Origin of the sequence: Allokutzneria sp. NRRL B-24872, from assembly GCF_002155965.1 — a bacterium.
Classification (GTDB): Bacteria; Actinomycetota; Actinomycetes; order Mycobacteriales; family Pseudonocardiaceae; genus Allokutzneria.
In genome coordinates this window covers 1-10,969 of sequence record NZ_MUMH01000176.1, presented here as the reverse complement: position 1 = coordinate 10,969, position 10,969 = coordinate 1, and the positions used below count along the sequence as shown (strand labels likewise).

Below are 10,969 nucleotides of genomic sequence, written 5' to 3'. Positions count from 1 at the left end.
GTGAAGGGGGTGCGTGGGGTGGGCCACATGTCGTGGCTGGTGGGAGTACCCGGGCGGAGTGCCCACGATCGGGGTACCTACGCTGAACTGTCGTGAGCCCCACCGAGATCGCGATGTCCGGCCCCTTGGTGCTGGCGATCGCGGTCGCACTGCTCGCGGGGGCGGTCTCCTTCGCCTCGCCGTGCTGCATCCCGCTGGTGCCCGGCTACCTCGCCTACCTGGCCGGACTCGCCGGTTCGGAAGCACCTGCGGTCACCGCCGACGAGGCGCCGAAGGCGGGGCGCTGGCGGGTGGTCCTGGCGGCGCTGCTGTTCGTCGCGGGCTTCACGGTGGTCTTCGGGCTCACCACGGTCGTCGTGCTCGGCCTCTCCGACGCGGTCAACGACAACGTCGAGCTGCTCCAACGCATCGGCGGAGTCGTGACGATCGCGATGGGCCTGGTCTTCCTCGGCCTCGTCCCGGGCCTCCAGCGCGATGTGCGCATCCACAGCCAACCGGGCCGCAAGCGCGGTCTGTGGGGCGCTCCGCTGCTGGGCGCGGTGTTCGGTCTGGGGTGGACGCCGTGCCTGAGCCCGACGCTGATCGGCGTGATCGCGGTCGCCACGGGCACCTCGGTCGGGCCGACCACGCTGCGCGGCGTGGTGCTCGTGCTGGCGTACTGCATCGGCCTCGGCCTGCCGTTCGTGCTGCTGGCGCTGGGAGCGCGTTGGGCGCTGCGGAGCGCGGGGTGGCTGCGCAAGCACACCAGGGGCGTTCAGCTCACGGGCGGCGTGCTGCTCGTCGTCGTCGGCCTGATGCTGGTCACCGGCACCTGGGCCTATCTCGTGCAGTGGTTGCAGACCACGCTCATCAGCACTACGGAGCTACCGATCTGATGGCGACCTTCGCGTTCTTGCGCAACACCTGGCGCGGCCTGACGAGCATGCGGACGGCGCTCGTCCTGCTGTTCCTGCTGGCGCTCGCGGCCATGCCCGGAGCACTGCTGCCGCAACGGCTCACCGCGGGCGACAAGGTCGGGAAGTACTTCGAGGAGAGCCCGAACCTGGCCCCGGTGCTCGACCGCCTCGGCCTGTTCAACGTCTTCGGCAGCATCTGGTTCTCGGCGATCTACGTGCTGCTGTTCATCTCGCTGGTGGGCTGCCTGGTCCCGCGCACCGTCGAGTACGCCAAGCAGATGCGCGCGAAGCCGGTGCTGACCCCGCGCAACCTCGCGCGGCTGCCGCACCACGCGAAGTCCACAGTGGACACTTCGGCGGAGGACGTCGTCGCTGCGGCCCGCGAGCGGCTGCGCGGCTGGCGCACCGACGTCCGCGTGGAGGACGACGGTTCGCACACGATCAGCGCGGAGAAGGGTTTCCTGCGCGAGGCGGGCAACCTCGTCTTCCACTTCGCGCTCATGGCCATGCTGGTCGCGATCGCCTTCGGCAAGATGTTCGGCTTCGAGGGCCAGGTGATCATCCACGCCGGGGACAGGCAGGGCTTCTGCAACTCCGGCATCTACGCCTACGACAGCTTCCGCCCCGGCCTGCGCGTGGACGGCACCGAGCTGCAGCCGTTCTGCGTGCGCGTGAACGACTTCGAGGCGACGTTCCTGCACAACGGTCAGGCGGACAGCTTCCACGCCAACGTCTCCTACCAGGAGGCCGCCGATCTGGAAGCCGGGACGTGGCGCGAGGCGGGGCTCCAGGTCAACAGCCCGCTGCGCCTCGCGGGCGGCACGGTCTACCTGCTCGGCCACGGGTACTCGCCGCGCTTCACGGTGACCTTCCCGGACGGCCAGAAGCGCACCGAGGCGACGCAGTGGCAGACGATGAACACCGTCACGTTGCTCTCCCAGGGCGCCACGAAGTTCGACCCGCCCGGCGTCTCCGACCCGGAGAAGCGGCGCACCGGCCAGCTCGCGGTCACCGGCCTGTTCGCGCCGACGGCGGCCTTCGAGGGCACGCTGATGACCTCCGTCTTCCCCGACCTGCGCGACCCCGCCGTCGCCGTCGACGTCATGCGCGGCGATCTCGGCAACGAGTCCGGCAAGGGGCAGTCGATCTTCGAGATCGACAAGTCCATGGTGGACGCGGGACGGCTGAAGAAGGTCGCGCGGCAGAACCTGCGGATCGGTGAGGAGATCGCGCTCGACGACGGCACCAAGATCCGCTTCGACGGCGTTGGCCGCTGGGTCGGCGTCCAGGTCGGCTACGACCCGGGCCGCTTCAGCGTGCTGATCGCCGGAGTGCTGGTGCTGCTGGGCCTCGGCGCCTCGCTGAGCATCAAGCGGCGGCGCGTCTGGCTGCGTGCCACCCCCGCGCCGGAAGGCGCAGAAAGCGCACGTACCGTGGTCGAGGTCGGTGGGCTGGCCCGCACCGACCAGGCCGGTTACGGCGAGGAGTTCACCACGCTCGCCGCGGATCTCCTGCGGCCCGGGAAGGAACGCTGATGGTCAACTCGAACCTCTCGACGTTCAGCGACTGGTCGTTCAACAGCGCGCTGGCCATCTACCTGGTCGTGCTGGTGCTGCACGCCGCGGAGTACGGCTTCACCCGAAACCCGGACCGCAAGCGCGAGCTGGTCGCCGCGGGTGGCACCGGTGGCGCCGAGCTCGCCCCCGACCTGGGCACGACGATCACGCAGGGCCGCACGCTGCCGGAGCGCTTGGGCCGCACCGCCGTCTCGCTGACCGTGCTCGCCGCCGTGCTGCACGGGGTGTCGCTGCTGCTGCGCGGGCTCGCCACGCAGCGCGTGCCCTGGGGCAACATGTACGAGTTCGGCTCGGCGATCTGCCTGGTCGCGGTCGTCGCGTGGCTGGTGGTGCTGCGCAAGCACGACGTCCGGCACATCGGCGCCTTCGTGATGCTGCCGATGCTGCTGCTGCTGTTCGTCGCGGGCAAGCTGCTCTACGTCGAGGCCGCGCCGCTGATGCCCGCGCTGCGCTCGTACTGGATCACCATCCACGTCTCGGCCGCGATCCTCGCCAGCGGCGTCTTCCTCGTCTCCGGCGTGGCGTCGGTGCTCTACCTGATCCGGTTGCCGCACGAGGCCAATCCGGAGCGCTTCGCCGCGATGGGCCCGAAGCTGCCCGCCGCCGCGTCGCTGGACCGGCTGGCCTACCGGCTGACCGTCTTCGCCTTCCCGATCTTCACGTTCGGGATCATCGCGGGCGCGATCTGGGCCGAGTCGGCGTGGGGCCGCTACTGGGGTTGGGACCCCAAGGAAACCGTCTCCTTCATCGCCTGGGTGATCTACGCCGGGTACCTGCACGCGCGGGCGACCGCTGGCTGGCGCGGTTCACGTTCGGCCTGGGTCAACGTGCTGGCGTTCCTCACGATGATCTTCAACTTGTTCTTCGTGAACCTGGTGACGACGGGCCTTCACTCGTACGCGGGCGTGTGACCCCGGATCAACACGATTCGGCATAAACGACTAACGTCGGCCGCGGGATGAGGAATTCTTGCCCCCCGAGCTTCGCGACGTTGCCCAAGGAGGGACTCCAGCGGTGACCGGACGCCACGAGGACCCCGAGTCGCGCCAGGACGCGGCATGGACCCCGCCGCAGAACGGCGGCCAGCAGCCCGCGTGGACGCCGCCTGCCGACGCGCCGACCGAGACAGCGCCGATGGTCGACCCGACACCGTCCGGGTCGCTGCCCGCGCAGAACCCGTCCGGCCCGTCCGGACCGCACCACGTCTCCGGCGGTCCCTCCGGCCCGTACCCGACCCAGGGCACTCCGTCGGGGCCGTACCCGGTGCAGGGCAGCCAGTCCGGCCCGTACCAGGTCAGCGGTGGCCAGTCGGGTCCGTACCCGGTCACCGGCGGTCCCTCCGGGCCGTACCAGGTGCAGCAGGGACAGCCGGGCCCGCAGCAGAACGGCCCGTACGCCCAGCAGCCGCCGCCCGGATACCCGCAGCAGCAGCCTCCGGGCTACCTCCAGCAGCACGGCTACCCCCAGCCGCCGCAGCAGTCCCAGCAGCAGGGGCGGCACCAGATCCAGGACCTGTCCTCGGCGCAGCTGCTCAAGCAGACCAAGCGCCCCCCGCAGTCCGGCTGGCGCCGCGCGGTCTACGTGGCCAGCGGTCACCTGGTCAACCTGGGCGAGAGCACGACGGACCTGCACCGGCGCGAGCTGATCGCGCGGATAAACCAGCCGGTCCAGGGCTGCTACAAGATCGCGATGCTCAGCCTCAAGGGCGGCGTCGGCAAGACCACCACCACGGCCAGCCTCGGCTCGACGTTCTCGTCGCTGCGCGGTGACCGGGTGATCGCGGTCGACGCCAACCCCGACCGCGGCACGCTGGCGCAGAAGATCCCGCTGGAGACCACGGCCACCGTGCGGCACCTGTTGCGCGACGCCGGGCGCATCCGCCGCTACAGCGACGTGCGCGCCTACACCTCGCAGGGCCCGAGCCGGCTCGAAGTCCTGGCCAGCGAGCAGGACCCCGCGGTGTCGGAGGCCTTCAGCGAGGACGACTACCGCCGCACGGTCGACCTGCTGGAGCTCTTCTACAACATCGTGCTGACCGACTGCGGCACCGGACTGATGCACTCGGCGATGAAGGGCGTGCTCGACCTCGCCGACTCGCTGGTGATCGTCTCCTCCGGCTCCATCGACGGCGCCCGCAGCGCGTCGGCGACGCTGGACTGGCTGGACGCGCACGGCTACCGCGACCTGGTCACCCGCTCCGTCGCGGTGATCAACTCGGTGCGTCCGGGCTCCGGCAAGGTCGACCTGAACAAGCTGGCCGAGCACTTCGCCTCGCGCTGCCGCGCGGTCTGCATGATCCCGTTCGACCCGCACCTGGAGGAGGGCGCGGAGATCGAGCTGGACCAGCTCGCCCCGGAGACCCGCCTGGCCATGCTGGAACTCGGCGCCGTCGTCGCCGACGACTTCCCGCACGCCGTGGCCAGGGCCCGCTCGAACTGAGCTCGTGACACGAAGAAGGGGCGCCCCGGTCGGGACGCCCCTTCTTTCTCGGTTCTGGCTCAGCCCTCTTCGGGATCTTTGCGCTCGCGTCGCTTGCGCTCGTCCAAGCGGCGCAAGAACTCCGGGTCGTCATCCGGTGCGAGGCTCGCGGAGCGCGGCTTGCTCGTGTGCTCGGGGCCGAAGGCCCTCCAGAGCAGTGCGGAGATGGTCACCGCACCGATCGCCGCCAGCATGTACAGGTACAACACCGCTGCCTCCTCCCACGTCCGACACGGCTGAGGGTAGCTCGCCGCTCCGACGTCTTACCGGGGTTGTTCGCGACCAACGGCAAAAACCCCGGTTCGCTCACCGACCACTGTAGTGATCGGTGAGCGAACCGGGGGTGAAGTCCCTACCCGGTGAACGTCCGCCGCCGCAGGTTCACCGGGTGAGGAGGGGCGGAACCGGGTCCGTTGCCCCGCCCCGTGAGCGACGTGGCGCGCCGGGACTTCGGCCACCTCGCGACGTCCTCCCGCGGTCCCCCTGCCCTCGCAAGGGGCTCACGACCACGGAAAGGCGCCACGGTCCCGAGCTGCTGCTCGCCGCCGCTCCGTCAGCGCACACCCGACCGGCCGCGGGCGCCGCGGCCACCGTCGTGCACTGCTCCACTTGGTCCTCGTGCCGTCTCCTCTCGGAGCGAGCCTGTGAATTACTGAACCCAAATATGACCCGTTGAGCGGAGGAGCACACATCCCAAGTCGCCATAGCATCCGGGTTATGGAGCTTGAGGTGCGGCACCTCCGAGTTCTGCTGACCGTCGCGGACACCGGAAGCGTGTCCAGGGCGGCGGCCACCCTGGGGCTGTCCCAACCGTCCTTGTCCGCCCAGCTGCAACGCATCGAACGCACCATGGGCATCCCGCTCTTCGAGCGCTCGCCCAGCGGCGTCGAACCGACCGCCTACGGCCGGTACGCGCTGGCCAAAGCGCGCACCGTCCTCGCCGAACTGGAGGAGCTGCGGTCCTGGACCGCGCAGTTGGAGGTCTGCGAACAACCGATGCTGCTGCGCATCGGCGCGGTGCCGGGGCCGATCGCGGCCAAGCTCGCGCTGAGCCTGCGGCGGGCGTTCACCTCGTTGCGCCCGGAGAACGAGACCGAGGTCTACAGCCACGCGGAGCAGTCCTCGCTCGCGCTGCTGCGGATGATCGACTCCGACCGCCTGGACGTGGTCGTCGTCGAGCAGTTCGCCGGGCACGAACTCCCGGTGCTGCCGTCGGTGCGGCGGATGGAACTGGTCGCGGTGGAGCCGGTCTTCGTGGCGCTCGGCGACCAGCACCCGCTGTCGGGCAAAGCCGAAATCGATCTGGCGGACCTCGCCGAGGAGTCGTGGATCATCGATCCGCTGCTCGACTCGGGGGAGTCGGCGCACCTGCGCCGGGCGTGCCAGCGCGCGGGCTTCGAGCCGAGGATCAGGCACCACGCGACGGAGACCACCGCCGCGCGCAGCTTCGTCGCGAGCGGGCAGTGCGTGAGCCTGGCCCAGGCGACCTCGCGGGAGGGCCTGGGGATCGTGGTGCGGCCGCTGGTCGGCGATCCGATCGTGCGGCGGCTGGACGTGGCGTGGTCGAGCGAGCGCTTCGCGGAGAACGGCGAGCTGGTCCGGCTGGCCGCCGCCGACGCCTACCTGGGGCTGGTCGAGTACAACGACAGCTTCGCGCGCTGGTGGGACACCCATCCCGAGGCCCACCCGGCCATCGGCTGACCCCGCTCGCACCCCGGACGCACGAGTCGCCAACCACCACAAACCCCGGTGGGTTTGGAGTGGTTGGCGACTCGTGGGTAAGCGTGTTGCCCGGGTCAGCCCGCCTCGGTGGTCAGCTCGGCGAGCAGGGAGTTCACCTCGGACTCCCGGAACCTGCGGTGCCCTCCCGGCGTCCTGATCGAACCGATCCGGCCCGCGGTGGCCCACCTGGTCACCGTCTTCGGGTCGACCCGGAACAGCGTCGCGACCTCGCCCGGGGTCAGCAGGCGCTCGCTGGACGGCCGAACCGCCGCTCGCATCGTCGTCACGGTGTCCTCCCCTTGATCGTGAGTCGTACTCGGGCATCGTGGCACCCGAGGCCCCGGGTACTCGAACGTTTGTCTAGAGGTAATGGGTAGGTAAGGGACGAAACGTGCGCTTCGGGCAGGTCGACCGGAGCGCGCGTGGAGGCTCTACGCTCTTGCGACCATGGACGCTGTCGACCGAAAGATCATCGCGGCGCTGCGCGACAACGGCAGGGCCACCTATGCCGACCTGGGCAGACAGGTCGGGCTCTCCGCTTCCGCGGTGCACGAGCGCGTGGGCAAGCTGGAGACCGCCGGGGTGATCACCGGCTACCACGCGATGGTCGACCCGAGCGCGGTCGGGCTCGGGGTCACCGCGCTCGTCGGCATCCAGCCGACCGACACCGGCGACGACGACGAGGTGGCCGCGGCGCTCGCCGAGCTGCAGGAGGTCGAGAGCTGCTACGCGGTCGCCGGCGACGAGGCGTTCGTGGTGAAGGTCCGCGTCGCCACCGTCGACGAGCTGGAGCGCACGCTGGGGCGCCTGCGACGGATAGCCGGGGTGGCCCGCACCAGGACCACCGTCGTGCTCTCCACGCGCTTCGAGGGCCGTCCGAACACCCCCGGCTCGGTCAGCGCACCGCCGGTGCCGACCGTCGCGGGACCCGGCGCGTAACCTGGGGGCGTGTCCGATACCTCGACCTCGAAGGCGGCGCTGTCGCGCGACATCGCGCTGTACACCGTCGCGCGGTTCGGCACCGTCGCGGCCGTCGCCGCGCTGCTCGTCCTGGTGAACGTGCCGCTGCTGGTCGCGCTGCTGGTCGCGCTCGTGGTGGCGCTGCCCGCGTCCTTGGTGATCTTCAAGGGGCTGCGCGTGCGCGTGGCGACCGGCCTCGCCGAGGCGGGCGAGCGCCGCAGGGCCGAGCGCGCCGCGTTCCGCGCCGAGCTGCGGGGAGAAGCCGAAGCCGGGACGTAAGGTCCGGGTATGCATGTCGACCGGTGTTGTGAGCAGACCAGGGACTGGGTCAACGAGGCCGTCCGGATCATCGACGCCGACGCCAACCGCAGTGCCGACACGCACCTGCTGCCGTACCCGCTGCCGCAGGAGTGGGGGATCGACCTCTACCTCAAGGACGAGTCCACCCACCCGACCGGCTCGCTGAAGCACCGGCTCGCGCGCTCGCTGTTCCTGTACGCGATCTGCAACGGCTGGGTGACCGAGGGCACGCCGGTGATCGAGGCCTCCTCCGGCTCGACTGCGGTGTCCGAGGCGTACTTCGCGCGGCTGCTCGGGCTGCCGTTCATCGCCGTGATGCCCCGCTCCACCAGCCGCGAGAAGATCGCGCTGATCGAGCGCCAGGGCGGTCGCTGCCACTTCGTCGACGAGGCGGGCGCGCTCTACGAGGAGTCCCACCGCCTCGCCGCCGAGCTGGGCGGGCACTTCATGGACCAGTTCACCCACGCCGAGCGGGCAACGGACTGGCGCGGCAACAACAACATCGCCGAGTCGATCTTCGAGCAGATGGCGCTGGAGCGCTTCCCCGTCCCGGAGTGGGTCGTGGTCGGCGCGGGCACCGGCGGCACCGGGGCGACCATCGGCCGCTTCGTCCGCTACCGCAGGCTGCGCAGCCGCCTCGCCGTGGTGGACCCCGAGTTCTCCGTGTTCTTCGACGCGTGGCGGGACACCGTTCCCGGCCTCGTCGGCGAGCGCGGCTCCCGCATCGAGGGCATCGGCCGCCCCCGCGTCGAGCCCTCCTTCGTCGGCCAGGTCATCGACCGCATGATCAAGGTCCCCGACGCGGCGTCCGTCGCGACCATCCGCTACGCCGAGGACCTGCTCGGCAGGCGCGTCGGCGGCTCGACCGGGACCAACCTGTGGGGCGCCTTCCAGCTGATCGCGAAGATGCGCGCCGACGGCAGGCAGGGCAGCGTCGTGACCCTGCTCTGCGACGGCGGCGAGCGCTACGCCAACACCTACTACGACGACGCCTGGCTGGAGCGCGAGAACATCGACATCAGCTCGGCGACGGAGGTGCTGGAGAAGTTCCACGCCTCCGGCGAGTGGACCGGCTAGCTAGCCGAGTGCGAGGCCGATGCTGGTGCCGATCGACCACACCAGCATCGCCATGCCGGTGTCGCGGAGCACCGGGATCAGCTCCATGCCGGTCCGGCCGCCCAGCACCCGGCGCAGCGCGGGGATCGCGATCGGCAGCGCCAGGAAACCCAGCAGTGCCAACGGCTGGCGCAGTCCGAGCAGGACGGTCATCAGGAACGGCACCGCGAGCACGGCGGTGTAGAGGCTGCGGGTGTCGCGGTCGCCGAGGCGCACGGCCAGCGTGAGCTTGCCGGTCTCGCGGTCCGTGGGGATGTCGCGCAGGTTGTTGGCGATCAGCACCGCGCTGGAGAACGCGCCGACCGCGACCGCCGCGCCGATCGAGACGCCGCTGACCATGTCCGCTTGGACGAAGAGCGTGCCCAGCACCGCGACCAGGCCGAAGAACACGAACACGGCCAGCTCGCCGAAGCCCGAGTAGCCGTACGGCCGCTTCCCGCCCGTGTAGAACCACGCCGCCACGATGCACAGCGCTCCGACCGCGAGCATGATCCACTGGCCGGTCAGCACCACCACCGTGACACCGAGCACCCCCGCGAGGCCGAGGCTGGCCCACGCCGCGATCAGCACGGCCTTCGGCTTCGCCGCCCCCGAGCCGACCAGCCGGAGCGGCCCGACGCGGTCCTCGTCGGTGCCCCTGATGCCGTCGGAGTAGTCGTTGGCGTAGTTCACGCCCACGATCAGCGCCAGCGACATCAGCAGGATGAGCGCGGTGTGCAGCCACGAGAAGCCACCGACGCCGTACGCCGCGCCGGAGCCGACCAGCACTGGGGCGACGGCGTTGGGCAGCGTGCGCGGGCGAGCGCCCTCGATCCACTGGGCGAGTGAGGCCATGCGCACATCTTGGCCGACACCCCGCTCCACGCACTCCGTGGGTCCACGCCGAGCCCCACAGCCCCGAACGACCCGTTCAGTGCGTCGCGGAGTACCTGAATGACTCATTCAGCACGTTCGGAGTTGGCGAATGACTCGTTCAGCACGTTGAACCACATGAACGAGTCATTGAGGTGGTGGGGGAGCCACCTGAATGAGTCATTGAGGGCGGTGGGGGAGCGCGTGAGCGGCTCGTTTGGTGCGCTCAAGTACCTGAACGACCCGTTCAGTGCGTTGAGCGCACTGAACGGGTCGTTCAGGGCTTAAGAACGCGGGGGGCTAGCAGGCGGGGGCGGAGGCGACGCCGGAGACGAACGCCTTGGGGATGTACATGTTGGTGTGGATGCGGAACCAGATGGTGGAGGTGCCCTGCGATCCGGCGACGCTGTCCCCGGTGACCTGGCACGTCACCTGGGCGCGGGCGTAGTTGCCCGCCATGCCGACCTGGGTGGCGGTGGCCTTGGCGGCGTTGCGGACGTTGACGGGGCCGCCGCCGGTGCTCCGGACGGTGCCGAAGGTGCCGGTGCCGGTCCACAGGTAGGTCGCGGTGACCCACGCGTTGTCGTTGAGCTTCAGGCCGTCCCAGAACGTGCCGTCGGCGAGGTCGATGCCTGCGGGGTTCTGCACGACGCGGCCGAAACCGTCCTTGCCGCCGTTGTACTTGTCCTGGTACGCCGCCTGGGCCTCGGGCTTGCCCTGCGGGAGGTTCTTCCACATCTCCCGCTGCGCGGAGGGGTTCCAGTAGTCGTCCTTGATGTTCCACGGGCCCTTGTCCCACACGGCGGCCCACGCGCAGCGGCTGGCGGTGCAGACCTTCACGCTGTAGGTGCCGGTGTTCTTGGGCGCCAACGACTTCCCGGACGGCAGCGCCACGAAGTGGTCGCGCGACTTGATCACGTGGCCGTTCGCGGTGGTGCCGCCGACGAGGCCCTCGCGGGTGGCGTAGACGCGGTAGCTGCGCGCGGCGGCACGCGGCTCGGCGGCGGCCTGCGGGCCGGACTCGGCGGAGAGCCGGACGCCGCGCACCTCGGGGCTGCGGCCGTCGCC

Annotated in this window: 11 protein-coding genes and 1 pseudogene; 8 read left to right on the top strand and 4 right to left on the bottom strand. The window is 70.4% G+C overall.

Annotation, left to right across the window (positions count from 1 at the left end):
* Window positions 1-92: 92 nt before the first annotated feature.
* The 4 genes from CCN37_RS34030 to CCN37_RS34015 all read left to right on the top strand — a co-directional run bounded on the left by CCN37_RS34030 (window position 93) and on the right by CCN37_RS34015 (window position 4,912).
* Window positions 93-875 (top strand): cytochrome c biogenesis CcdA family protein, encoded by a 783-nt coding sequence (locus CCN37_RS34030; protein WP_086828930.1) that lies wholly within the window; start codon window positions 93-95, stop codon window positions 873-875.
* On the top strand, window positions 875-2,431 hold the full coding sequence (locus CCN37_RS34025) for a cytochrome c biogenesis protein ResB (RefSeq protein WP_086828928.1): 1,557 nt from the start codon (window positions 875-877) through the stop codon (window positions 2,429-2,431). The genes CCN37_RS34030 and CCN37_RS34025 overlap by 1 nt, the downstream gene beginning before the upstream one ends.
* On the top strand, window positions 2,428-3,384 hold the full coding sequence (ccsB, locus tag CCN37_RS34020) for a c-type cytochrome biogenesis protein CcsB (RefSeq protein WP_086828926.1): 957 nt from the start codon (window positions 2,428-2,430) through the stop codon (window positions 3,382-3,384). The genes CCN37_RS34025 and ccsB overlap by 4 nt, the downstream gene beginning before the upstream one ends.
* A 103-nt stretch (window positions 3,385-3,487) precedes the next feature.
* Window positions 3,488-4,912 carry an AAA family ATPase gene (locus CCN37_RS34015; RefSeq protein WP_168200995.1) on the top strand — a complete coding sequence of 475 codons (1,425 nt, stop codon included), beginning with the start codon at window positions 3,488-3,490 and terminating at the stop codon, window positions 4,910-4,912.
* A 59-nt stretch (window positions 4,913-4,971) separates the two neighbouring features.
* Here the strand turns inward: CCN37_RS34015 and CCN37_RS34010 are convergent, their stop codons facing one another.
* Window positions 4,972-5,160 (bottom strand): hypothetical protein, encoded by a 189-nt coding sequence (locus CCN37_RS34010; RefSeq protein WP_143261937.1) that lies wholly within the window; start codon window positions 5,158-5,160, stop codon window positions 4,972-4,974.
* 508 nt (window positions 5,161-5,668) lie between these two features.
* On the opposite strand from CCN37_RS34010, the gene CCN37_RS34005 reads away from it, so the two are divergent.
* Window positions 5,669-6,652 (top strand): LysR family transcriptional regulator, encoded by a 984-nt coding sequence (locus tag CCN37_RS34005; protein ID WP_086828924.1) that lies wholly within the window; start codon window positions 5,669-5,671, stop codon window positions 6,650-6,652.
* A gap of 95 nt (window positions 6,653-6,747) precedes the next feature.
* Here the strand turns inward: CCN37_RS34005 and CCN37_RS34000 are convergent, their stop codons facing one another.
* On the bottom strand, window positions 6,748-6,951 hold the full coding sequence (locus CCN37_RS34000) for a BldC family transcriptional regulator (protein ID WP_086828932.1): 204 nt from the start codon (window positions 6,949-6,951) through the stop codon (window positions 6,748-6,750).
* Window positions 6,952-7,120: 169 nt separating this feature from the next.
* Here CCN37_RS34000 and CCN37_RS33995 point away from each other — a divergent pair, with 169 nt between their 5' ends.
* Genes CCN37_RS33995 through CCN37_RS33985 form a run of 3 tightly spaced genes read left to right on the top strand, consistent with a single transcriptional unit; the run spans window position 7,121 to window position 9,010 of the window.
* Window positions 7,121-7,612 (top strand): Lrp/AsnC family transcriptional regulator, encoded by a 492-nt coding sequence (locus CCN37_RS33995; RefSeq protein WP_086828922.1) that lies wholly within the window; start codon window positions 7,121-7,123, stop codon window positions 7,610-7,612.
* Between the two features lie 9 nt (window positions 7,613-7,621).
* Complete coding sequence (locus CCN37_RS33990) at window positions 7,622-7,912, top strand: DUF4229 domain-containing protein (protein WP_086828920.1); 291 nt, start codon at window positions 7,622-7,624, stop codon at window positions 7,910-7,912.
* A gap of 9 nt (window positions 7,913-7,921) precedes the next feature.
* Window positions 7,922-9,010 (top strand): PLP-dependent cysteine synthase family protein, encoded by a 1,089-nt coding sequence (locus CCN37_RS33985; protein WP_086828918.1) that lies wholly within the window; start codon window positions 7,922-7,924, stop codon window positions 9,008-9,010.
* Here the strand turns inward: CCN37_RS33985 and CCN37_RS33980 are convergent, their stop codons facing one another.
* Window positions 9,011-9,883 (bottom strand): 1,4-dihydroxy-2-naphthoate polyprenyltransferase, encoded by an 873-nt coding sequence (locus tag CCN37_RS33980; protein ID WP_086828915.1) that lies wholly within the window; start codon window positions 9,881-9,883, stop codon window positions 9,011-9,013.
* A 318-nt stretch (window positions 9,884-10,201) separates the two neighbouring features.
* Window positions 10,202-10,969, bottom strand: a pseudogene (locus tag CCN37_RS33970) (hypothetical protein); the annotation flags it as partial.

Coding starts and splice junctions, on each gene's coding strand:
- CCN37_RS33980 (WP_086828915.1), bottom strand. CDS start 9,883: ATGGCCTCACTCGCCCAGTGGATCGAGGGCGCTCGCCCGCGCACGCTG.
- CCN37_RS33995 (WP_086828922.1), top strand. CDS start 7,121: ATGGACGCTGTCGACCGAAAGATCATCGCGGCGCTGCGCGACAACGGC.
- CCN37_RS33985 (WP_086828918.1), top strand. CDS start 7,922: ATGCATGTCGACCGGTGTTGTGAGCAGACCAGGGACTGGGTCAACGAG.
- CCN37_RS34000 (WP_086828932.1), bottom strand. CDS start 6,951: ATGCGAGCGGCGGTTCGGCCGTCCAGCGAGCGCCTGCTGACCCCGGGC.
- CCN37_RS34005 (WP_086828924.1), top strand. CDS start 5,669: ATGGAGCTTGAGGTGCGGCACCTCCGAGTTCTGCTGACCGTCGCGGAC.
- CCN37_RS34025 (WP_086828928.1), top strand. CDS start 875: ATGGCGACCTTCGCGTTCTTGCGCAACACCTGGCGCGGCCTGACGAGC.